We start from the raw sequence: 20,964 nt of genomic DNA on the forward strand, positions 1-20,964 counted from the left end.
CCGGGCTTCGATGACCTGAAACCCAACACCTTCGAAACTTACTTAACTCGTTGAATCTCAAGGAGTTTTCCGTTTCGACTGCGCCGGAAGTGGGGCGAATTATAGACTTCCAGAATCTGCCGTCAACCCTTAATTTCGCTTTCCTATCAATAAGTTGCGCGACACGGGCAAACCCGCTGTTTTGGCCCTTAAGATCCTCCTCTATATAGAAGGGGAGACTCAAAGAACCCCCGCCTCTCTGAACGCCGTCACTGCTGCTTGGTCCAGCCCCAACACTCGCTGCAAGACCTCCAGCGTATGCTCCCCTAATAAAGGGGGCGCATTGCGATATTCCACCGGCGTCTCGGAGAGTCGAATCGGACTCGCCACCTGAGGCACGCTACCAGCCAGTACGTGAGGCAATTCCATCGCCAATCCACGCGCCTGCACCTGAGGATCGGCAAACACCTGGGCAAGATCGTTGATTGGCCCACACGGCACACCCGCCTGCTCCAGCTGAGCCACCCACTCGGCGGTGGTCTTGAACACCGTCGCCTGGCGGATCAACGGAATCAACACCGCCCGATTCGCCACCCGCAGCTTGTTTGTGGCAAAACGCGGGTCGTCAGCCCACTGCGGTTGACCGGCAACCTCAGCGAATTTTCGGAACTGGCCGTCATTACCCACCGTAAGGATGAAATCGCCATCGGCCGTAGGAAAATCCTGATAAGGCACGATGTTTGGATGAGCATTGCCCAGCCGTTTCGGCGCGTTGCCCGTGGTCAGGTAATTCATCGCCTGATTGGCCAGGCAAGCCACTTGAACATCCAGCAAGGCCATATCGATGTGCTGCCCGCCGCCGGCATGATCCCGATGCGCCAGCGCCGCCAAAATAGCAGCAGTCGAATACAGCCCCGTGAGGATATCCGTCAGCGCGACCCCCACCTTCACCGGTCCCGCCCCGTCATCGCCCTCAGGACGACCGGTCAGGCTCATCAAGCCCCCCAGCCCCTGAATCATGAAGTCATACCCGGCACGCTTGGCATAAGGGCCCGTCTGACCAAACCCGGTGATCGAGCAATAGATCAATTGCGGATTGATCGCCTTTAGCGACTCATAGTCCAGACCATAAGCCGCCAGCCCGCCAACCTTGAAGTTTTCGATCAGGATATCGGACTTGGCTGCCAGCTCTCGCACCAGCCGCTGCCCCTCTGGACGCGTGAAATCGATGGTCACCGACTGCTTGTTGCGATTGGCCGACAGGTAATAAGCAGCCTCGGTCGTGTTCTCGCCTCGGGCGTCCTTCAGGAAAGGCGGTCCCCAGGCGCGCGTATCGTCACCGTTGCCAGGACGCTCGACCTTGATGACATCAGCCCCCAGGTCCGCCAGGATCTGTCCGGCCCACGGCCCGGCCAGGACCCTCGATAAATCCAATACCCGCAGATGCGAAAGCGCGCCCATGAACGTTCCCCTCTTAATAGAACGCCTGGATACCGGTTTGTGCACGCCCCAGGATCAGCGCATGAACGTCGTGGGTGCCTTCGTAGGTGTTTACGACTTCCAGGTTCACGAGATGGCGAGCGATGCCAAACTCATCGGAGATCCCATTGCCACCCAGCATGTCCCTCGCCATGCGAGCGATGTCCAGGGATTTGCCGCAGGAGTTGCGCTTCATGATCGAAGTGATCTCGACCGCCGCCGTGCCCTCATCTTTCATACGTCCAAGACGCAGGCATCCCTGCAGGGCCAGCGTGATTTCGGTCTGCATGTCGGCCAGCTTCTTCTGGATCAATTGATTGGCAGCCAGTGGACGCCCAAACTGCTGGCGATCCAGCGTGTACTGGCGAGCGGTATGCCAGCAGAATTCAGCGGCCCCCAAGGCGCCCCAGGAAATGCCATAGCGCGCCGAGTTCAGGCAGGTAAACGGGCCTTTCAGGCCACGCACATCGGGAAAAATGTTCTCTTCTGGAACGAATACGTTGTCCATCACGATTTCGCCAGTGATGGAGGCGCGCAGGCCAACCTTGCCATGAATGGCCGGCGCACTCAGGCCCTTCCAGCCCTTCTCGAGCACGAAGCCGCGGATATCGCCAGCGTCGTCCTTACCCCAGACGACAAAGACGTCGGCGATCGGACTGTTGGTGATCCACATTTTGCTACCCGTCAGGCTGTAGCCACCTTCCACTTTGCGCGCACGAGTAATCATCGCGCCGGGATCGGAACCATGGTTCGGCTCGGTCAGACCAAAGCAGCCGATCCATTCACCAGACGCCAGCTTTGGCAGATACTTCTGTTTTTGCGCCTCGGTACCGAATTCATTGATCGGCACCATGACCAGCGAGGACTGCACGCTCATCATCGAGCGGTAGCCGGAGTCAACGCGCTCCACTTCACGAGCGATCAGGCCATAGCTGACGTAGTTCAACCCACTGCCGCCGTACTGCTCAGGGATGGTTGCCCCCAGCAGGCCCACCTCACCCATCTCGCGGAAAATCGCCGGGTCGGTCTTCTCATGGCGGAACGCTTCCAGCACCCGCGGCGCGAGCTTCTGCTGGGCGAACTGCTCCGCAGTGTCGCGGATCATGCGTTCTTCTTCGGTGAGCTGCTGATCCAGCAACAATGGATCGATCCAGTTGAAGCTCGCTTTACCGGCCATGAAAGAGTCCTCGCCAATTAAATGAAAATCGTGGATTGATCCTAGGCGCGCTTTCCTACAAGGGCAAACGAGGATTGCGCACTATCTTGTGCTAATTTCTCACTCCGTAAACGCCATAAACCCCGTTTATGTCGATATTGAGTGAGGCTTGCGTACATGCGCCGTAAAATCCCCAGCACCACCGCCCTGATCAGCTTCGAGGCTGCCGCACGTCATGAGAGCTTCACCAAGGCGGCGCACGAGCTTTCTCTTACGCAGGGCGCGATCTGCCGACAAATCGCCAGCCTGGAAGACTTCCTCAGCGTGGAGCTTTTCCGACGCTCGCGTCGAGGCGTCAAACTGACCGAAGCCGGCCTTTCCTACAGCCGTCGAGTCGCCACTCAACTGGATGCCGTCGAGCGCGACGCTCTTTCAGTGATGGGACACACCGGTGCGAACGTGATCGAACTGGCCGTGGTTCCAACCTTCGGCACTCAATGGCTGCTACCACGCCTCAAGGATTTCCAGCAGCAGCATCCGGAAGTCACCGTCAACCTGACCAACCGCACACGACCCTTTCTCTTTGCGGATACAGAATTTGACGCCGCCATCTACTTTGGTGATGCGGACTGGTCCGGTACCGAATCCCACAAACTGATGGGCGAAAACCCGATGCCGGTATGCAGCCCTGCCTTACTGGGAGATCGGACGAGCCTGACACCAGAGGCGATCGCCGAATTGCCCTTGCTCCAGCAGACCACTCGCCCGTATGCGTGGCGCCAGTGGTTCAACGCCCAGAACCTGAACATTGCACGAGACCTGACAGGCCCGCGTTATGAACTATTCTCCATGCTTGCCCAAGCGGCCATGCACGACATGGGCATCGCGCTGATTCCGCCCTTCTTGATCCAGCGCGAGCTGGCAGAGAAACGGCTGGTCGTGGCCAACCGTAGCGCGCTATCGAGCATCAAGGCCTATTACCTGATGATTCCAGAGCGAAAGGTCGAATCCGCCTCTCTTCGGGCTTTTCGCGATTGGCTCGTGAAACAAGCCAATAACTATCTCCTTGATTAACAAGGAAAAGCCTAAAAACGAGTTAGGTAGTAAACTAACATAAGTCGCTACAGATATAAGTTTATGTCGCATTCAGTCAATCTGTTATGAAGCCCGTACAGTAGTCTCCAAAGCGTTTAAATACATGGCTTTGAGCCATATTGCGCAGCGCATCACGGCCTATTCATCTGGCCGATGGAAAAAATTGTCAATTTGAACCTGAATCCTTGGAAAGCGCGGCCTACAAGGGATGCCGATCGATTATTGCGACATTCGGTCACAGGGTGACTTGTAGTTAATTTTCCGTCACCCGTCATAATCCCTTGAAGGGCTGAATTTTCGCCTGCAAAATGCCGCGCCCCGCCTGGTTTGGCGGGATCGTGCTGATCGGCCGCCCCAGCCGCACCATCCGAAGTGCCTGGGTTTACTCAATAAGATCACGCAGGAGATTTGACGTGCACATTGGTGTTCCCCTCGAAACCCAAACGGGTGAAACACGGGTTGCTGCTACCCCGGAAACCATCAAGAAGCTGATCGGCCAAGGCCATAAAGTCACTGTTCAAAGCGGCGCCGGCATCAAGGCCAGCGTTATCGACAGTGCCTATGAGGCAGCGGGCGCAACCATTGGCAGTGCCAGTGATGCGTTCGGGGCCGAGCTGATCCTCAAGGTGGTGGCTCCCAGCGACAGCGAACTGGCGCTGATCAAGAGCGGCACCGTTCTGGTGGGCATGCTCAATCCGTTCAACAACGAAACCATCGCCAAGCTGGCCGAACGCGGCATTACCGCTTTCGCCCTCGAGGCCGCGCCACGTACCTCCCGCGCCCAGAGCCTGGATGTGCTGTCGTCTCAAGCGAACATTGCCGGCTATAAAGCCGTGCTGCTGGCCGCCCACCACTACCCGCGCTTCATGCCGATGCTGATGACCGCTGCAGGCACCGTGAAAGCGGCGCGCGTGCTGATTCTCGGCGCGGGCGTGGCCGGGTTGCAGGCGATTGCCACCGCGAAACGCCTGGGTGCGGTAATCGAGGCTTCGGATGTGCGCCCGGCGGTAAAGGAGCAAATCGAATCCCTCGGCGCCAAGTTCGTCGACGTGCCTTACGAAACCGACGAAGAGCGTGAATGCGCCGTCGGCGTCGGCGGTTACGCCCGGCCCATGCCGGCCAGCTGGATGCAGCGCCAGGCCCAGGCCGTGCACGAGCGCGCCAAGCAGGCGGACATCGTCATTACCACCGCATTGATTCCGGGCCGCAAGGCACCGACCTTGCTGAGCGCCGAAACCGTCGCGCAGATGAAACCCGGTTCGGTGGTCATCGACCTCGCCGCAGCCCAGGGCGGTAACTGCCCGCTGACCGTGGCCGACCAGGTCGTGATCGAGAATGGCGTGACCATTTGCGGCCCGACCAATCTGGCCGGTGAAGTCGCGGCAGACGCTTCGGCGCTGTACGCCCGTAACCTGCTGGACTTCCTGAAGCTGGTCTTCACCAAGGAAGGTCAGTTCGACGTGAACCTGGAAGACGACATCGTCGCCGCGTGCCTGATGTGCCGCGACGGCCAAGTCATCCGCAAAAACGCCTAAGCAGGGATTCAGACAATGGAAGAGCTTATCTCCCCCGGTATCTACAACCTGATCATCTTCGTGCTGGCGATTTATGTCGGTTATCACGTGGTCTGGAACGTAACACCTGCGCTGCACACGCCATTGATGGCGGTGACCAACGCCATTTCGGCGATCGTGATCGTCGGCGCCATGCTCGCTGCCGCGCTGACCGTAACGCCTCTGGGCAAGACCATGGGCACCCTCGCCGTGGCCCTGGCCGCGGTCAACGTATTCGGTGGCTTCCTGGTGACGCGCCGCATGCTTGAGATGTTCAAGAAAAAAGCCCCGAAAGCCGTAAAAGAAGAGGCGCCCAAGTAATGAGCATGAACCTGGTAACGACGCTCTACCTGATCGCGTCGATCTGCTTCATCCAGGCCCTCAAAGGCCTGTCGCACCCCACCACCTCTCGCCGTGGCAACCTGTTCGGCATGCTCGGCATGGCGCTGGCGGTGCTCACCACTGTGGGCCTCATCTATAAGCTCGGTGCCGAGCTTGCGACTGCCGGCATCGGCTACGTCATTGTCGGCCTGCTGATCGGCGGCACCGCCGGCTCGATCATGGCCAAGCGCGTCGAGATGACCAAGATGCCGGAGCTGGTGGCGTTCATGCACAGCATGATCGGCCTGGCGGCGGTGTTCATTGCCATCGCGGCGGTCGTCGAGCCGCAATCCTTGGGCATCGTCAAGCAACTGGGTGATTCGATTCCGGCCGGTAACCGCCTGGAGTTGTTCCTCGGCGCAGCCATTGGTGCAATCACCTTCTCCGGTTCGGTGATCGCCTTCGGCAAGCTCTCGGGCAAGTACAAGTTCCGCCTGTTCCAGGGCGCACCGGTACAGTTTGGTGGCCAGCACAAGCTCAACCTGATCCTGGGCCTGGCAACCCTGGGCCTGGGCCTGACCTTTATGTTCACCGGCAACCTCGGCGCGTTCGCCCTGATGTTGGCCCTGGCCTTTGTCCTGGGTGTGCTGATCATCATCCCGATCGGTGGCGCGGACATGCCGGTGGTGGTCTCGATGCTCAACAGTTATTCCGGTTGGGCCGCAGCGGGCATTGGCTTCTCGCTGAACAACTCGATGCTGATCATCGCCGGTTCGCTGGTGGGTTCGAGCGGTGCGATCCTCTCGTACATCATGTGCAAGGCGATGAACCGCTCGTTCTTCAACGTGTTGCTCGGCGGTTTCGGCAACACGGCAGATGCAGCTGGCCCGGCAGGCTCGAAAGAAGCCCGTCCGGTGAAATCCGGCTCGGCTGACGACGCGACCTTCCTGCTGACCAACGCCGACACCGTGATCATCGTACCGGGCTACGGCCTGGCGGTGGCGCGGGCGCAGCACGCGTTGAAAGAGCTGACCGAGAAGCTGACCCACCGCGGCGTGACCGTCAAATACGCGATCCACCCCGTGGCAGGGCGCATGCCCGGGCACATGAACGTGCTGCTGGCCGAAGCCGAAGTGCCTTACGACCAGGTGTTCGAGATGGAAGACATCAACTCCGAGTTCGGCCAGGCCGACGTGGTGTTAGTGCTGGGCGCCAACGACGTGGTCAACCCGGCGGCGAAGAACGATCCGAAGTCGCCGATCGCGGGCATGCCGATCCTCGAAGCCTTCAAGGCCAAGACCATCATCGTCAACAAGCGCTCGATGGCCAGCGGCTATGCCGGCCTGGACAACGAGCTGTTCTACCTCGACAAGACCATGATGGTGTTCGGTGACGCCAAGAAGGTCATCGAAGACATGGTCAAAGCGGTGGAATAACGTTCCCTGCTTCGCCATCAACGCCCCGACTTGTCGGGGCGTTTTGATTTGTATCAAGGCCGAACGTTACCGATCCGGTAATAATGTTTTGCCTGAAACGCCCGTAATAGAGGCCTTAAATGCGACCTTTGTAGCGGGTCGGGCACAGCGCGAATTCACTAGACTGCGCATCTTGCTTTCCTGCCCGAGATAACAACCTATGTACCGTGATCGCATCCGCTTGCCTTCTTTATTGAATAAGGTGATGAGTGCTGCCGAAGCAGCCTTGTTGATTCAGGACGGCATGACCGTCGGCATGAGCGGCTTTACCCGCGCCGGAGAAGCGAAAGCAGTGCCCCACGCCCTGGCTGAGCGTGCCAAGGTGACTCCGCTGAAAATCAGCCTGATGACGGGTGCGAGCCTGGGTAATGACCTCGACAAGGAGCTCACCGAGGCCGGCGTGCTGGCGCGGCGTATGCCATTCCAGGTCGACAGCACGTTGCGCAAGGCAATCAACGCGGGCGAGGTGATGTTCATCGACCAGCATCTCTCGGAAACCGTTGAACAACTGCGTAACGGCCAGCTCAAGCTGCCCGACATTGCCGTGATCGAAGCGGTGGCCATCACCGAGCAAGGGCATATCGTACCGACCACATCGGTAGGTAACTCGGCCAGTTTCGCCATCTTCGCCCGGCAAGTGATCATCGAGATCAACATGGCCCACAACCCGAACCTGGAAGGGCTGCACGACATCTACATCCCGACCTATCGCCCGACCCGCACCCCCATCCCCCTGGTAAAGGTCGACGACCGTATTGGCAGCCCCGCCATCCCGATCCCGCCGGAAAAAATTGCCGCCATTGTCATCACAAACCAAGGGGATTCGCCTTCGACCGTCGCGCCACCGGACAGCGACACCCAGGCCATCGCAGATCATTTGATCGACTTCTTCAAGCAGGAAGTTGCGGCCGGACGCATGACCAACAAGCTCGGGCCGTTGCAGGCCGGGATTGGGAACATCGCCAACGCCGTGATGTGCGGGCTGATCGACTCCCCGTTCGAAGACCTGACCATGTATTCCGAAGTCCTGCAGGACTCGACATTTGACCTGATCGACGCTGGCAAGCTGAGCTTCGCCTCCGGCAGCTCCATCACGCTGTCGAGCCGTCGCAACACCGATGTGTTCGGAAATCTGGAACGGTACAAGGACAAACTGGTCTTGCGCCCACAGGAAATCTCCAACCATCCCGAGGTCGTACGTCGCCTGGGCATTATCGGTATCAACACCGCGCTGGAGTTCGACCTGTACGGCAACGTCAACTCCACCCACGTCTGCGGTACTCGGATGATGAATGGCATTGGCGGTTCGGGGGATTTCGCCCGCAACGCCCACTTGGCGATTTTCGTTACCAAGTCGATTGCCAAGGGCGGTGCTATTTCCAGTGTCGTGCCGATGGTCAGCCATGTGGACCATACCGAACACGATGTCGACATCCTGGTGACGGAGATCGGCCTGGCCGACCTGCGCGGCCTGGCGCCGAGGGAGCGGGCACGCGTAGTCATCGACAACTGCGTGCATCCGTCCTACCGCCAAGCGTTGAATGAATACTTCGAAGCAGCCTGCGCCCTGGGTGGGCATACCCCGCATATTCTGCGCGATGCACTGAGTTGGCACGTCAACCTCGAAGAAACCGGACGCATGTTGGCCGTCTGATACAGCTGGATCACCGGTTGTCGCAAATACAGTTTTGATTGAAGGCTGCCATTCGGGCCCAACATGACAAAAACTGTACTGCTGTACCGGTGATTTCTGACAGCCTTTTCCCACAAAACATCGAACAACCCCTTAAAATGCACCAATATTGTGCGGACAGGTACAGTTGCCTCGATATCGACCAGTACACCGCTCTTTAACAGTTAACTGGTATCTCACAATACAGGTGAACTGTATCTAGAGAGACTGGCCAAACGAGAGGATCATGGGCACCAGTTAAACCACTACCTAATCCCGCCACAAGCGGAAGGATGTCAACCATGGAACGTACACTCAGTTCCGAGCTGTTTTTCGAAGACAAAGCTGAAAAAAACCAGGCTTCCCTGCCTCTTCGCGTTATCGCTAACCTGATGTTGTGGCAGCGCCGCATCGCCAGCCGCCACCAACTGGCTCGTCTGGATTCGCGCCTGCTGGCTGACGCCGGTATCAGCGAAGCACAACGTTACGAAGAGCTGAGCAAGCCGTTCTGGCGCTAACTCAGCGTCGCTGGCCCTGACCCACCGGGTCCACCGCCAGCACCGAATTGAACAAACAAGACCCGTCGCGGGAAACCGCGACGGGTCTTGTCGTTTCCGGGCCCGTTTTTTGGAACACCGGAGAGATATAACAGTTTCGTAAATATTAATAATATACCAGTACAGTTCACCTTGAGCCGTAGCGACCAATGCAGGCATCATGCTGCCGATGACCTTCGCAAAGGGCTGTCACCCAACGCGTTCTGTCCTAATATCGATGCGAACGTGGCGAAGCGAGTCGAGCATGCGTCTCCTCTTCCAGCTACACGCACCGGTATCCTCACCCTTCAAGGAGTTTCCTCATGATCCGTCTCCGCCTGCTCAGCACAGTTGCCCTGCTGGCCGTAGCCGCCCACTCCAACGCCAGCAGTTTTATCGTCACCACTGACTCTATTGTCGGCGCACTCAAGGCCACGTCCGACGCGACCTCCGACGCAACCTCATCATTGCGGGACAACAAGATCGTTCAAGCCGCCCGTGATGACGCTGCCAGCTTCGTGGCCAGCGAAGGCGCCATCCGTGGTGTGAAACTGGAAAGTGCCCTGGATTACATCCGCCAGCAGGCACCACAGCTCAACGCCACCGATGCACAGCTGGCCCAGGCCATCCTGGTAATCTGATGCAACATGAAACATCGGGCACCCAATGGTGTTCCGATGTTTCAGCACTGGCTCTGGCCCGCAGGTTTGCGCTAGCCTTCAGGCTCGCCATCAACCGTCGAGTCCCATGCGCTTTTACTCAGATCTGTTCATCGCGTCTTTCTTCGTAGTTTTTTGCTGGACTGTTCCGGCCCATGCCTTCGATGTGTCCACCCAGCAAGTGGTGGTCAGCGGTTATGCCACGAGCATGGTGACCTCTGCGCCCTTCGACCATAAACTGATCGTCGCCGCTCACGATGACGCTGCGGCTTTCATTGCCAGCGACGGGCAGTTGCGAGGTGCACAACTGGAATCTGCCCTGGATTACCTGCGCCGGACCCAGCCAAAACTTCACGCCAGCGACCTTGAACTGGCACAAGCAATTCTCGTCCAATAGTTATCCTTATTTCTCCGGAGTCGTTCCATGCGTAGCCCGCTGATTGCTGCCGCCCTAGGCCTGCTGGTGTTGGCCGATGTGGCCCAGGCACATACCCTGGTAGCCACCAGTAACATCATCGTTCGCGCTTCCCAGCGCACGATTGATTTCACTTCCGACACCACCACCTCCATCCGTGATTCGAAAATCGTCCGCGAAGCCCACGACGATGCGGCCAGTTTTGTCGCCAGCAACGGTGAAATTCGTGGCGCTCATCTCGAGGCCGCCTTCGACACCTTGCGCACCCGCGTGCCGGAAGCCCGCGACGCCAGTGACCAGGTTCTCGCCGAAGCCATCCTCGCATTGTGAGGCGGTTCGCCGCCTGGCTGGCGGCCGGGGTCTTGCTGCTCACGGGCAGCATGGCCCAGGCCGGCCTGCAACTGCACCTCAACGTCGAAGGACTGAGCCCGGCGCAACAGCAGGCCAGCCAGGCGCTGCTCGATGAAGCCATGCAGGCGCTGCCGCCGCGCTTCATCGAGCGACTGGATCGACGCATCGATGTCGGTTGGACCGACCAGATGCCGGCCAACGCCTACGGCCAGGCCTCGCTGGTGTCGCAACTGGACCTCAACAGCAACCTGCTCGACAGCCTTGTCGACGGCAGCGCCGCGACGCAAAAGACCCATCGCCCCCACGGCACCGTGCGACGGGAAATGCTCGCCACGGTCTTGCACGAACTGACCCACATTTATGACCGATCACGTCTATGGCCAGATGCCGAGCGGGCGCTGATCCAGCGTTGCACTCGACGCAACAGCAGCGCCGGGTTGATCGGTCTTCCCGATGAATGCCGGGGCCAGAACGACCGCCGTTTCACTCTCAGCGATGATCCGCGCTTGCTGGACCTCGCCGGCTGGCCGCAATACGTCGGCCGGCGCGGAGAGCGGGAACAGCACAACCGCCAAGTCGCCCGCAGCCCGGATCTCTATGAAACGAGCAGCCCCAAGGAGTTCGTCGCGGTCAACATGGAGTACTTTCTCCTAGACCCGAGCTACGCCTGCCGACGCCCCGCCCTGTATCGCTATTACCAGGAACACTTCGGCTGGGCACCCGCCGCCAAGGACACCTGCGCCAAATCGTTCGCGTTCCTCAACGCTGGCAACGACTTCGCCAAGACACCACTGGGCAAGGTCGATCCAGAGCGGGTCTATGCCATTGATTACCTGCTGGCCGAAGCCAACCAGAACTGGGTGAGCCGCTGGGGCCACAGCATGCTCCGGCTGGTGATCTGCGCACCGGGTCGCCCACGTGGCCCGGACTGCCGACTGGATCTGGACCAACACCTGGTGCTGTCGTATCGCGCCTTCGTCGGCGATGTGCAGCTATCGAGTTGGGACGGGCTGGTCGGCAAATACCCGTCGCGCCTGTTCGTATTGCCGTTGGCCCAGGTGATCGATGAATACACCAAGACCGAGCTGCGCAGCCTGGCATCGGTGCCGCTGAACCTGTCGCGCACCGAGATCGAGGAAACGGTCGAGCACGCCGCCGAAATGCATTGGAGCTACGACGGCAACTATTACTTCCTGTCCAATAACTGCGCCGTGGAAAGCTTGAAGCTGTTGCGCAGCGGCAGCAATAACGAGCAGCTCAAGGGCCTGGACAGCATCATGCCCAACGGCTTGCTGGAAGTCCTCAAGGGCCGGGGCCTGGCGGATACCAGCGTGCTGGATGATCCCAAGGAAGCCTTGCGCCTGGGCTACCGCTTCGACTCATTCCGCGAGCGATACCAGGCGATGTTCGATGTGCTGAAGAAGTATCTGCCGATCAAGCAGCAAACGGTGGAAGACTGGCTGGCCCTGGACGCCGCCGAACGCCGCGTCTGGTTCGAACAGGCCGACCTGCGCACCAGCGCGGCGCTGCTGCTGCTGGAACAGGCCAGTTATCGTCGGCAACTGTTGTTGGCCCAGGATGAAGTCAAACAGCGTTATCTCGGAGCCCGTGAATTGCAGAATGGCGGCATGGAAAGGGCTAACGCAACGCTGCAGCAGATTCTCGCCAACAGCGGCTTCCTGAGCCGCCCGGCCGAACTGCTGGGCAGCAGTGGCTATGGTTTGCCGCAACCCAGCGAGTGGCAACGCCTGGAATCGGAAAGCAGCTTGCGCCAGAAACAACTTCAAACGCTGACAGGCGACCTGGACAAGGAAGTCCGGGCATTGCTTGAGGCCAGTCGCGCCGCTGAAATTGCTGCCAGCGAGGCCAATGTGAAAGCGATCGGCGAGCATTTGCGCAAGCTGCACAAGGCCAGGGGCGGGTTGGAGTTGCCCTGATCCCATTGTGGTGAGGGAGCTTGCTCCCGATCGGCTGCGAAGCAGTCGTAAACCAGCCAATGCGGCCTGTCTGAAAAATTGCATGAGCCTGTTTAGGGCCGCTTCGCGACCCAGCGGGAGCAAGCTCCCTCGCCACAAGAGCAGTCCTCGTCCAATAAAAAGGGGTTCAGAACCAAGTTCTGAACCCCTTTTTCATGCTGCAGGACGATCAACAATCAGCTGACACGCGCCTTGCGTACACCATCAGCCAGGGCGGCACACAAGCTCAACACGCCATCAATCGCCTGTTCCGACGTATCGGCATTGGCGATATGGTCGATCAGCGCCGAGCCAACCACCACCCCATCAGCCAATCGTGCGATGGCCGCCGCCTGCTCCGGCGTACGGATACCGAAACCAATGCTGATCGGCAAATCGGTGTGGCGACGCAAGCGCGCCACGGCTTCTTCCACGTGCTCCAGCGTCGCGGCACCGGCACCGGTCACACCCGCCACCGACACGTAATATACAAAGCCCGAACTGCCATTGAGCACCGTCGGCAAACGCACGTCGTCAGTGGTCGGCGTGGTCAGGCGGATGAAGTCCAAGCCAGCTGCCTGGGCCGGTTCGCACAGTTCGCTGTTGTGCTCGGGCGGCATGTCCACAACGATCAGGCCATCCACGCCAGATTCCAGCGCCTCGCCAATGAAACGCTGCACGCCATAACGGTGGATCGGGTTGAAGTAGCCCATCAGCACCAGCGGTGTCTCGCTGTTGTCTTCGCGGAACTCACGAACCATCTGCAGGGTTTTCGCCAGGTTCTGCTGGGCACCCAAGGCACGAATATTCGCCAACTGGATCGCCGGGCCGTCGGCCATCGGGTCGGTGAACGGCATGCCCAGCTCGATGACATCGGCACCGGCCGCTGGCAGGCCCTTGAGGATTGCCAGCGAGGTGTCGTAGTCCGGGTCGCCAGCCGTGACGAAAGTCACCAGGGCGGCGCGGTTCTGTTCCTTGAGTTCGGCAAAACGGGTTTGCAGGCGGCTCATCAGTGTTTCTCCTGCTGGGACTGTTCCATGTGATGCATCACGGTTTGCATGTCTTTGTCACCACGACCGGACAGATTGACCACCATCAGGTGATCCTTCGGCAGACTCGGTGCGCGTTTGAACACTTCCGCCAGGGCATGGGCGCTTTCCAATGCAGGAATGATCCCTTCCAGGCGGCAGCATTTGTGAAAGGCTTCCAGGGCTTCGGCGTCGGTCACCGAGGTGTACTGGACGCGACCAATGTCATGCAACCAGGCGTGTTCCGGACCGATACCGGGGTAGTCGAGACCTGCGGAAATCGAATGGGCGTCGATGATCTGACCATCGTCGTCCTGCAACAGGAAGGTGCGGTTGCCGTGCAGCACACCGGGGACGCCGCCGTTCAGGCTCGCCGCATGCTTACCGGTCTCGATGCCATAACCGGCGGCTTCGACGCCGATGATCTCGACACTCTTGTCGTCCAGGAACGGGTGAAACAGGCCCATGGCGTTGGAACCGCCGCCGATGCACGCCACCAAGCTGTCCGGCAGGCGACCTTCCTGGGCTTGCAACTGCTCGCGGGTTTCCTTGCCGATCACGGCCTGGAAGTCACGCACCATCGCCGGATACGGATGCGGGCCAGCGACGGTGCCGATCAGGTAGAACGTGCTGTCGACGTTGGTGACCCAGTCGCGCAGGGCCTCGTTCATTGCATCTTTCAGGGTACCGGTGCCAGCGACCACCGGGATCACTTCAGCGCCCAGCAGCTTCATGCGAAACACGTTGGCCTGCTGGCGCTCGATGTCGGTGGTACCCATGTAGATCACGCAATCGAGGCCAAAACGCGCGGCCACGGTGGCGGTGGCCACGCCGTGCATGCCGGCGCCGGTCTCGGCGATGATGCGTTTCTTGCCCATGCGCCGCGCCAGCAGGATCTGGCCGATGCAGTTGTTGATCTTGTGCGCGCCGGTGTGGTTCAGCTCTTCACGCTTGAGATAGATCTTGGCACCGCCGCAGTATTCGGTCAGGCGCTCGGCGAAATAGAGCGGGCTCGGACGACCGACGTAGTCACGCTGGAAGTAGGCCAATTCTTCGAGGAACGCCGGATCTTCCTTCGCCACTTCGTATTCGCGGGCCAGATCGAGGATCAGCGGCATCAGGGTTTCGGCCACATAGCGGCCACCGAACGCACCGAACAGGCCGTTGGCATCGGGACCGCTGCGCAGGTTGAAAGGGGTCGTGGACTGGGTCATCGGGCGCTCCAAGCAAATGCGTTGAAAGACAATGAGGTTCACTCTACCCCTGACATCCACCACTGAAAACCGATAAGATCGCCACAACCTGTCAGAAAAACTCACAGATAACATGAGCCACGACCTTCCCCCCCTCAATGCCTTGCGCGCCTTCGAGGCCACCGCCCGCCTGAACAGCGTAAGCCAGGCGGCCGAGCAGCTGCACGTCACCCATGGCGCTGTAAGTCGGCAGTTGAAGGTGCTGGAAGAGTATTTAGGTGTCAGCTTGTTCAGCAAGGATGGACGCGGCTTGAAACTCACAGATGCCGGCATGCGTCTGCGCGATGCCAGCACGGACGCCTTCGAGCGGTTACGCAGCGTGTGCGCCGAACTCACACAAAGCACGGCAGATGCCCCGTTCGTCCTGGGCTGCTCGGGAAGCTTGCTGGCGCGCTGGTTTATTCCCCGCCTGGGCAGGCTCAATGCCGACCTGCCGGACTTGCGCCTTCACCTGTCCGCCGGCGAGGGCGACCTGGATCCCAGGCGACCGGGACTGGACGCCTTGCTGGTATTCGCCGAACCACCCTGGCCGGCCGACATGCAGGTGTATGAACTGGTGAGCGAGCGGATCGGCCCCGTGATGAGCCCGCACTACGCCGGATTCACCCGCTTGCAGGGGGCACCGGCCAGCGCGCTGCTGGACGAATCGTTGCTGCACACCACCTCCCGCCCACAGGCTTGGCCGACCTGGGCACAGCAAAACGACCTTGATCCCCGGGCATTGAAGTTCGGGCAAGGATTCGAGCATCTGTATTATTTGCTGGAGGCCGCCGTCGCGGGGCTTGGCGTGGCGATCGCGCCCGAGCCGCTGGTGGCCGAGGACGTGCGCGCCGGTCGCCTGGTCGCGCCGTGGGGGTTCGATGAAACGGCGGCGCGACTGGCGTTGTGGCTACCCAAGCGCGCCGCAGATGGACGCGCTCGGCAATTGGCCCAGTGGCTCAGGCATGAGCTGAGCCAACCGACTCAGTCACCGCGTTTGCACAGCAAGTAGGCAGCCAGCAAACCCAGCGCACCGACCGCGACACCGGCCGTGGTCCATGGATGTTCCTGCGCGTAGTCGCGTGTGGCGATCCCGGTTTCACGGGTTTTCACCTTGACCTCTTCATAGGCGTCGCTGAGCAGATGGCGAGAATGTTTCAGGGCGTTCTCGGCATTGGCCTTGAGCGACTTGAGGGTCTTACGCGACTCGTCCGAAGCGTCGTCCTTCAGGCTTTCCAACGACTTGAGCAGACTCTCGATCTCCGCTTCCATGCTTTGCAACGAGGCTTTGCGTAACGAATTGCTGGCCATGGTGGCTCTCTCCTGCAGTGGTTGAGTGGCGTGTGTGAATTGGGACTCCGAGCGCTTCTGAAAGTGCAGTAAATCTGAACTTCAAGGCATAAACGGCGCCACACGTAAGGCGAAAAATCGCTGCTAGTCTGTTAAAGACAACCAAGGAGAACGTCATGACTGATCATCACACGTACAAAAAAGTCGAGCTGGTCGGCTCGTCTCCCACCAGCATAGAAGACGCCATCAACAACGCCCTGGCCGAGGCCAGCAAGAGCCTCAAGCACTTGGAGTGGTTCGAAGTCACGGAAACCCGCGGTCATATCGAAAACGGTCGGGCCGCGCACTTTCAGGTCACCCTCAAAGTCGGGTTCCGGATTGTGAATAGCTGAGGCGCGATGAACTTGCACGCTGGCGGAGTGCCATAGGGAATGGCGATGCGCTATGGTGTGCGCATCCTGTTTTTCCAACCTGCCCTATTTGATCCGACCAAGGAGTGCGAGCGATGAAGAAGTTGATGGTAGCCCTGGGTTTGCTGAGCCTTGCCGGTGGTGCGTTTGCGGCCGGCAAGCCCTGCGAAGAGCTGAAAAGCGAAATCGCAGCGAAGCTGGATGCCAAGGGCGTGTCAGGTTATTCGCTGGAAATCGTCGATAAGGGCGCAGCGGCTGACGGAGAAGTCGTTGGCACCTGTGAGGGCGGTACGAAAGAAATCGTCTATAAAAAGTGATTCTTTTCGAACGTCAAAGCCGACGCAATGCGTCGGCTTTTTTATGCGTGTCGTTCAGCCTTTCATGACCTGCGCCAGCAATTCGTATGAGTGCAAACGATCGGCATGCTCGTACAGGTCACTGGTGAAAATCAGCTCATCAGCCTGGGTTTGCTCAATCAGCACCTCCAGCTTGGCGCGAATCTTCTGCGGACCGCCGACCATGGCCAGTCCCAGGAAATCGCCAACCGCCTCTTTCTCATGGGGCAACCAGAGGCCGTTCATGGTGTCCACCGGCGGCCGCTGCACCAGGCTCTGGCCGCGCATCAGCGCCAGGATCCGCTGGTACACCGACGTTGCCAGGTAATCGGCCTGTTCATCCGTGTCCGCCGCCACCAGCGGCACGCCGAGCATCACATAAGGCTTGTCGAGCACCGCCGACGGCTTGAAGTGGTTGCGGTAGATGCGAATTGCCTCGTGCATGTAACGCGGTGCGAAATGGGAGGCGAATGCGTAGGGCAAACCGCGTTCACCGGCCAATTGCGCACTGAACAGGCTCGACCCCAGCAACCATACCGGCACATTGGTCCCGGTGCCGGGCATGGCGATGATGCGTTGGTCCGGGGTGCGCGGGCCGAGGTAGCGCATCAGCTCGGCCACGTCTTCAGGGAAATCGTCCGCGCTGCCGGAGCGCTCGCGACGCAGCGCCCGGGCAGTCATCTGGTCGGAACCGGGCGCACGCCCCAACCCCAGGTCGATTCGACCCGGGTAGAGGCTTTCCAGCGTGCCGAACTGTTCGGCGATGATCAACGGCGCGTGATTGGGCAACATGACGCCGCCGGAGCCAACACGAATGGTCGAAGTCCCCCCCGCCAGATACCCCAGCAGCACCGCCGTCGCGGAGCTGGCGATACCGTCCATGTTGTGGTGCTCGGCCACCCAGAAGCGGGTGTAACCGTATTTTTCCACGTGCTGCGCCAGGTCCAACGAATTACGCAAGGACTGGGCGGCATTGCCATCGGCGCGGACAGGTACCAGGTCGAGGGTTGAGAATTTCACTTCGGACAGCTGTTTCATGGGCCGGGATCTCCAACGGCGTTCCGGGCTTTTCCCGAGGGCAAAAGCCTGCCGTTTCTAAAGGTGTGTTCCATGCAATGTGGGCATATACCCGAGTTTCAATCCCTGCGAAGAATTTTCCTACTAAATTCGTCGGCTAATCGACAAGGTGAACTTTTCCGGGCGGTCTATCCTCACAACCCAGACAGCAAAAAAAACACCCAGGCGCGGCTTTCGCGCCGGATCTTCAGGAGGCAGACATGGCTATCATCAAAAAAGCATCGGCTCATTGGGAAGGTGACCTGAAAACAGGTATCGGCTCCATTTCCACGGAAACCGGTGTGCTGCGCGAAGCGCCCTATGGCTTCAAGGCGCGCTTCGAAGGCGGCAAGGGCACCAACCCGGAGGAATTGATCGGCGCGGCCCATGCCGGCTGTTTTTCCATGGCCTTTTCAATGATCCTCGGCGATGCCGGGCTCAAGGCCGACAGCATCGACACCAACGCTGAAGTCACCCTGGATCAGGTTGAGGGCGGCTTTGCGATTACCGCCGTGAAGCTGATCCTCAAGGCGAAAATCCCCGGCGCCAGCCAGGCGCAATTCGACGAACTGAGCAAGAAGGCCAAGGAAGGGTGCCCGGTTTCCAAGGTGCTGAACGCCCAGATCACCCTGGATGCGACGTTGGTGGGCTGATCAATTGAAAAAATCGCAGCCTTTGACAAAGGCTGCAATTTTTTTTGAGGGCGGACGATCTGTTTACCCGTAGGCAATTGTGGTCGAATGCAAGCCCGCAGTTTCAGCGCACAGGCAGTGCGCGCTGCCATGAGGAATTCGAACATGAAACGATCAGCCCTGGTGGTCATCGGTTGCGCATTCGCCGCATCAGCTCTTGCAGCCCCCAAATCTTGCGAAGAGCTGAAAGCGGAAATCGAAGCGAAGATCCAGGCCAATAACGTGTCGTCCTACACGCTGGAAATCGTCACCAACGACGAAGTCCACGACCAGAACATGGTGGTGGGCACCTGCGCAAACGGCACGAAGAAAATCATCTATCAGAAGAACGACCGCTAGGGCCCCCTACGGAACGCAATTGACTTGTCGCTCTTCGGCCACGATTTCACGCTTGGCGTTATAGAGTCGGGCGCTGGGGGTAAACGCCAGGTTGCGCCCCTCCAGGCGATAACGCTGGCCCGCCTCGAAATGATCATAACGCACGAGCATGTAGCACAGCCGCTCCTGCGGTTCGGCTTGCATACCCAACCCACCACCGCTAAACACCTCGAAGTCGAAGCGCACTTTCAGTTCGTGGCTGCCCGGCGAAACCTGAAAGAACCGGCCGTCTCGCAATCGCTGGCCATCCAGGCTTTCAGCCATCAGCACTTTGCCGCCCGGCATGGGGGTAGCGAAATCGATCCATGCCATGTTCGGGTCGACCTGGGGCAGCGGGCTCGTTGCACAACCGCTCATGGAGACCAGGGCCAGTAACAGCAGAGGTAAGCGCATGGTGAGTCTCCTGAAAATCAGGCACTGAGCATAGCGCCAATCACGTTTGTTGACAGCCCGCTGGCGTACCTTGCCCCACCACCTTGCGTTGCTGGTCGTAAAGTTTGGCCCATGGCCGGAAACCGATGCTGCCGGCCTGTAACTGGTAACGCTGGCCCGCGTTGAAATCCTTGAATTTCACGTTCAACCGACAATCACGCCACAGCGGCTCGGCATCTGGACCGATGTTGCCGGGCTCGACGGCAAATTGATAACGCACCGTCAGTTCATGGCTGCCGGGTTGCACTTCGAAATAGCGCCGGTCGGTGGACGTCTTGTCATCGACTTTCAGCGCTTGCAGCGCGGTGTCCTGCTGGTTTCCCAGGTCGATCCACGCTTGGGATGGATCAGGATCAGGCAAACCGGCGCAACCGGTCAGCAGCAACAGGCCGCTCGTCAGCATCAACACGCGCATAGCGAAGCTCCAGGCAAGCGAGATAGTCTTGTGGGCAGACTTCCCAGGGTAATTCCAATTGATCAGGCCGCATTCAAGCCATCGGTTACTCGACCGTGTTTTCCGGATTTTGTTTCCAGGCCTCCTGCTTTTGTTACTGAACGGTTGCACGAGCGCCGGTTATTACAGCCAGCTCGTCGGTGGGCAACTGCGGTTGTTGCAGGCCCGGGAGCCTATCGACCAGGTCATTGCCGACCCTGCTCGCGATGCCCAACTCAAGGCGCACCTGAGCCAGGCGCGTGAGGCACGGACGTTCGCCAGTGATCATCTGCATTTGCCGGACAATAAAAGCTATCGCCTGTACGCAGACATTGGCCGGCCGTTCGTAGTCTGGAATGTCTTCACCACGCCAGAGTTTTCCCTGGCACCGCAAAATCATTGTTTCCCCATTGCCGGTTGCGTGGCTTATCGCGGTTACTACAGCCAGGGCGCCGCCCGTGGCGAGGCCGCATTGCAGCGTTTGCAGGGCCTGGACGTGTCGATCGGTGGTGTAGAGGCGTACTCGACGCTGGGCTGGTTCAACGATCCGATCCTGAGTTCGATGATGCATTGGGGCGACGAACGCCTGGCGACGCTGATCTTCCATGAACTGGCGCACCAACGCTTTTACGTAAAGGACGACACCGAATTCAATGAGTCCTTCGCCACCTTCGTCGAGCAGGAAGGCAGCCGGCAATGGCGCGCCAGTCGTGGGCTGGCGCCGGATAACGGTAAACGGGTACGCCAGCGCGACCAATTCATCCAGTTGATCCTCGACACCCGCCAGCGCCTGGAAGCTCTGTACGCCCAGCCCCTGGCAGCCGAACAGATGCGCCAACGCAAAGCCGCGGAATTCGAGCGCCTGCGTGCCGACTATGGGCGAATGCGCGACACCCAGTGGGCCGGCGACAAACGCTACGATGCCTGGGTCTATGCGCCACTGAACAATGCGCGGTTGCTGCCGTTCGGGCTGTATGACCAGTGGGTGCCGGCGTTTGCGGCGCTGTTCAAGTGCGAGGGCGGGGACTGGGT

The 20,964-nt window shown here is 59.5% G+C and carries 24 protein-coding genes; 16 read left to right on the forward strand and 8 right to left on the reverse strand.

Translation table 11 applies throughout. From position 1 onward, the window contains the following. Positions 1-219: 219 nt before the first annotated feature. Together LQ215_RS26035 and LQ215_RS26040 are read right to left on the reverse strand one after the other, a co-directional pair. The gene (locus tag LQ215_RS26035) at positions 220-1,440 is read right to left on the reverse strand and encodes a CaiB/BaiF CoA transferase family protein (protein WP_230153235.1); all 1,221 of its coding nucleotides are present in this window, start codon (positions 1,438-1,440) and stop codon (positions 220-222) included. A gap of 13 nt (positions 1,441-1,453) precedes the next feature. After that, positions 1,454-2,635 carry an acyl-CoA dehydrogenase gene (locus LQ215_RS26040; RefSeq protein WP_014335919.1) on the reverse strand — a complete coding sequence of 394 codons (1,182 nt, stop codon included), beginning with the start codon at positions 2,633-2,635 and terminating at the stop codon, positions 1,454-1,456. 156 nt (positions 2,636-2,791) lie between these two features. On the opposite strand from LQ215_RS26040, the gene LQ215_RS26045 reads away from it, so the two are divergent. The 10 genes from LQ215_RS26045 to LQ215_RS26090 all read left to right on the forward strand — a co-directional run bounded on the left by LQ215_RS26045 (position 2,792) and on the right by LQ215_RS26090 (position 12,628). Beyond that, positions 2,792-3,688, forward strand: coding sequence for a LysR family transcriptional regulator (locus LQ215_RS26045; protein WP_230153219.1), 897 nt, complete (start codon positions 2,792-2,794; stop codon positions 3,686-3,688). 434 nt (positions 3,689-4,122) lie between these two features. Continuing rightward, positions 4,123-5,244, forward strand: a complete 1,122-nt coding sequence (locus LQ215_RS26050) for a Re/Si-specific NAD(P)(+) transhydrogenase subunit alpha (protein ID WP_014335917.1) — start codon at positions 4,123-4,125, stop codon at positions 5,242-5,244. A gap of 15 nt (positions 5,245-5,259) precedes the next feature. Beyond that, positions 5,260-5,583, forward strand: a complete 324-nt coding sequence (locus LQ215_RS26055) for an NAD(P) transhydrogenase subunit alpha (protein ID WP_003187010.1) — start codon at positions 5,260-5,262, stop codon at positions 5,581-5,583. Further along, the gene (locus tag LQ215_RS26060; RefSeq protein ID WP_230153220.1) at positions 5,583-7,019 is read left to right on the forward strand and encodes an NAD(P)(+) transhydrogenase (Re/Si-specific) subunit beta; all 1,437 of its coding nucleotides are present in this window, start codon (positions 5,583-5,585) and stop codon (positions 7,017-7,019) included. The genes LQ215_RS26055 and LQ215_RS26060 overlap by 1 nt, the downstream gene beginning before the upstream one ends. A 199-nt stretch (positions 7,020-7,218) precedes the next feature. Continuing rightward, positions 7,219-8,712 (forward strand): acetyl-CoA hydrolase/transferase family protein, encoded by a 1,494-nt coding sequence (locus LQ215_RS26065; protein ID WP_230153221.1) that lies wholly within the window; start codon positions 7,219-7,221, stop codon positions 8,710-8,712. Between the two features lie 320 nt (positions 8,713-9,032). After that, positions 9,033-9,248 (forward strand): DUF1127 domain-containing protein, encoded by a 216-nt coding sequence (locus LQ215_RS26070; RefSeq protein ID WP_003187014.1) that lies wholly within the window; start codon positions 9,033-9,035, stop codon positions 9,246-9,248. Positions 9,249-9,589: 341 nt separating this feature from the next. Then, positions 9,590-9,907: a DUF2388 domain-containing protein gene (locus tag LQ215_RS26075; protein ID WP_230153222.1), complete on the forward strand. Its 318-nt coding sequence runs from the start codon at positions 9,590-9,592 to the stop codon at positions 9,905-9,907. A 106-nt stretch (positions 9,908-10,013) separates the two neighbouring features. Continuing rightward, positions 10,014-10,322, forward strand: a complete 309-nt coding sequence (locus tag LQ215_RS26080; protein WP_230153223.1) for a DUF2388 domain-containing protein — start codon at positions 10,014-10,016, stop codon at positions 10,320-10,322. Positions 10,323-10,349: 27 nt separating this feature from the next. Beyond that, positions 10,350-10,670, forward strand: coding sequence for a DUF2388 domain-containing protein (locus tag LQ215_RS26085; RefSeq protein ID WP_003187020.1), 321 nt, complete (start codon positions 10,350-10,352; stop codon positions 10,668-10,670). Beyond that, on the forward strand, positions 10,667-12,628 hold the full coding sequence (locus LQ215_RS26090) for a DUF7844 domain-containing protein (RefSeq protein WP_230153224.1): 1,962 nt from the start codon (positions 10,667-10,669) through the stop codon (positions 12,626-12,628). Before LQ215_RS26085 ends, LQ215_RS26090 begins: the two co-directional genes overlap by 4 nt. Before the next feature lie 215 nt (positions 12,629-12,843). Here LQ215_RS26090 and trpA read toward each other — a convergent pair whose 3' ends face one another. Further along, positions 12,844-13,656: a tryptophan synthase subunit alpha gene (trpA, locus tag LQ215_RS26095; RefSeq protein ID WP_230153225.1), complete on the reverse strand. Its 813-nt coding sequence runs from the start codon at positions 13,654-13,656 to the stop codon at positions 12,844-12,846. Then, positions 13,656-14,888 carry a tryptophan synthase subunit beta gene (gene trpB / locus LQ215_RS26100; protein ID WP_230153226.1) on the reverse strand — a complete coding sequence of 411 codons (1,233 nt, stop codon included), beginning with the start codon at positions 14,886-14,888 and terminating at the stop codon, positions 13,656-13,658. Before trpB ends, trpA begins: the two co-directional genes overlap by 1 nt. 112 nt (positions 14,889-15,000) lie before the next feature. Between trpB and LQ215_RS26105 the strand changes: the two genes are divergently transcribed. After that, a complete protein-coding gene (locus LQ215_RS26105) occupies positions 15,001-15,918 on the forward strand; it encodes a LysR family transcriptional regulator (protein WP_230153227.1) in 918 nt (305 codons plus the stop codon). Here the strand turns inward: LQ215_RS26105 and LQ215_RS26110 are convergent. After that, positions 15,891-16,217 (reverse strand): DUF883 family protein, encoded by a 327-nt coding sequence (locus LQ215_RS26110; RefSeq protein ID WP_003196426.1) that lies wholly within the window; start codon positions 16,215-16,217, stop codon positions 15,891-15,893. The genes LQ215_RS26105 and LQ215_RS26110 overlap by 28 nt on opposite strands. 155 nt (positions 16,218-16,372) lie before the next feature. On the opposite strand from LQ215_RS26110, the gene LQ215_RS26115 reads away from it, so the two are divergent. Together LQ215_RS26115 and LQ215_RS26120 are read left to right on the forward strand one after the other, a co-directional pair. Then, positions 16,373-16,588, forward strand: a complete 216-nt coding sequence (locus LQ215_RS26115; protein ID WP_230153228.1) for a dodecin — start codon at positions 16,373-16,375, stop codon at positions 16,586-16,588. Between the two features lie 113 nt (positions 16,589-16,701). Continuing rightward, on the forward strand, positions 16,702-16,923 hold the full coding sequence (locus tag LQ215_RS26120) for a DUF1161 domain-containing protein (RefSeq protein ID WP_014335908.1): 222 nt from the start codon (positions 16,702-16,704) through the stop codon (positions 16,921-16,923). 54 nt (positions 16,924-16,977) lie between these two features. Here the strand turns inward: LQ215_RS26120 and LQ215_RS26125 are convergent, their stop codons facing one another. Next, complete coding sequence (locus LQ215_RS26125; protein ID WP_230153229.1) at positions 16,978-17,979, reverse strand: LLM class flavin-dependent oxidoreductase; 1,002 nt, start codon at positions 17,977-17,979, stop codon at positions 16,978-16,980. A gap of 239 nt (positions 17,980-18,218) precedes the next feature. Here LQ215_RS26125 and LQ215_RS26130 point away from each other — a divergent pair, with 239 nt between their 5' ends. Together LQ215_RS26130 and LQ215_RS26135 are read left to right on the forward strand one after the other, a co-directional pair. Next, positions 18,219-18,650 (forward strand): OsmC family protein, encoded by a 432-nt coding sequence (locus tag LQ215_RS26130; RefSeq protein ID WP_230153230.1) that lies wholly within the window; start codon positions 18,219-18,221, stop codon positions 18,648-18,650. Positions 18,651-18,794: 144 nt separating this feature from the next. Then, positions 18,795-19,028: a DUF1161 domain-containing protein gene (locus tag LQ215_RS26135; protein WP_230153231.1), complete on the forward strand. Its 234-nt coding sequence runs from the start codon at positions 18,795-18,797 to the stop codon at positions 19,026-19,028. Positions 19,029-19,034: 6 nt separating this feature from the next. Here the strand turns inward: LQ215_RS26135 and LQ215_RS26140 are convergent, their stop codons facing one another. Both LQ215_RS26140 and LQ215_RS26145 read right to left on the reverse strand, forming a co-directional pair. Next, a complete protein-coding gene (locus tag LQ215_RS26140) occupies positions 19,035-19,460 on the reverse strand; it encodes a hypothetical protein (protein ID WP_230153232.1) in 426 nt (141 codons plus the stop codon). Between the two features lie 40 nt (positions 19,461-19,500). Continuing rightward, a complete protein-coding gene (locus tag LQ215_RS26145) occupies positions 19,501-19,914 on the reverse strand; it encodes a hypothetical protein (RefSeq protein ID WP_230153233.1) in 414 nt (137 codons plus the stop codon). Between the two features lie 58 nt (positions 19,915-19,972). Here LQ215_RS26145 and LQ215_RS26150 point away from each other — a divergent pair. Beyond that, the coding region (locus LQ215_RS26150; RefSeq protein ID WP_230153234.1) for an aminopeptidase at positions 19,973-20,964 on the forward strand (992 nt) is incomplete at its 3' end.

The organism is Pseudomonas brassicacearum, assembly GCF_918698105.1.
Taxonomy (GTDB): Bacteria; Pseudomonadota; Gammaproteobacteria; order Pseudomonadales; family Pseudomonadaceae; genus Aquipseudomonas; species Aquipseudomonas brassicacearum_F.

Coding starts and splice junctions, on each gene's coding strand:
- LQ215_RS26035 (WP_230153235.1), bottom strand. CDS start 1,440: ATGGGCGCGCTTTCGCATCTGCGGGTATTGGATTTATCGAGGGTCCTG.
- trpB (WP_230153226.1), bottom strand. CDS start 14,888: ATGACCCAGTCCACGACCCCTTTCAACCTGCGCAGCGGTCCCGATGCC.
- LQ215_RS26110 (WP_003196426.1), bottom strand. CDS start 16,217: ATGGCCAGCAATTCGTTACGCAAAGCCTCGTTGCAAAGCATGGAAGCG.
- LQ215_RS26045 (WP_230153219.1), top strand. CDS start 2,792: ATGCGCCGTAAAATCCCCAGCACCACCGCCCTGATCAGCTTCGAGGCT.
- LQ215_RS26145 (WP_230153233.1), bottom strand. CDS start 19,914: ATGCGCGTGTTGATGCTGACGAGCGGCCTGTTGCTGCTGACCGGTTGC.
- LQ215_RS26105 (WP_230153227.1), top strand. CDS start 15,001: ATGAGCCACGACCTTCCCCCCCTCAATGCCTTGCGCGCCTTCGAGGCC.
- LQ215_RS26140 (WP_230153232.1), bottom strand. CDS start 19,460: ATGCGCTTACCTCTGCTGTTACTGGCCCTGGTCTCCATGAGCGGTTGT.
- LQ215_RS26055 (WP_003187010.1), top strand. CDS start 5,260: ATGGAAGAGCTTATCTCCCCCGGTATCTACAACCTGATCATCTTCGTG.
- LQ215_RS26065 (WP_230153221.1), top strand. CDS start 7,219: ATGTACCGTGATCGCATCCGCTTGCCTTCTTTATTGAATAAGGTGATG.
- LQ215_RS26085 (WP_003187020.1), top strand. CDS start 10,350: ATGCGTAGCCCGCTGATTGCTGCCGCCCTAGGCCTGCTGGTGTTGGCC.
- LQ215_RS26120 (WP_014335908.1), top strand. CDS start 16,702: ATGAAGAAGTTGATGGTAGCCCTGGGTTTGCTGAGCCTTGCCGGTGGT.
- trpA (WP_230153225.1), bottom strand. CDS start 13,656: ATGAGCCGCCTGCAAACCCGTTTTGCCGAACTCAAGGAACAGAACCGC.
- LQ215_RS26075 (WP_230153222.1), top strand. CDS start 9,590: ATGATCCGTCTCCGCCTGCTCAGCACAGTTGCCCTGCTGGCCGTAGCC.
- LQ215_RS26115 (WP_230153228.1), top strand. CDS start 16,373: ATGACTGATCATCACACGTACAAAAAAGTCGAGCTGGTCGGCTCGTCT.
- LQ215_RS26125 (WP_230153229.1), bottom strand. CDS start 17,979: ATGAAACAGCTGTCCGAAGTGAAATTCTCAACCCTCGACCTGGTACCT.
- LQ215_RS26080 (WP_230153223.1), top strand. CDS start 10,014: ATGCGCTTTTACTCAGATCTGTTCATCGCGTCTTTCTTCGTAGTTTTT.
- LQ215_RS26135 (WP_230153231.1), top strand. CDS start 18,795: ATGAAACGATCAGCCCTGGTGGTCATCGGTTGCGCATTCGCCGCATCA.
- LQ215_RS26070 (WP_003187014.1), top strand. CDS start 9,033: ATGGAACGTACACTCAGTTCCGAGCTGTTTTTCGAAGACAAAGCTGAA.
- LQ215_RS26130 (WP_230153230.1), top strand. CDS start 18,219: ATGGCTATCATCAAAAAAGCATCGGCTCATTGGGAAGGTGACCTGAAA.
- LQ215_RS26040 (WP_014335919.1), bottom strand. CDS start 2,635: ATGGCCGGTAAAGCGAGCTTCAACTGGATCGATCCATTGTTGCTGGAT.
- LQ215_RS26060 (WP_230153220.1), top strand. CDS start 5,583: ATGAGCATGAACCTGGTAACGACGCTCTACCTGATCGCGTCGATCTGC.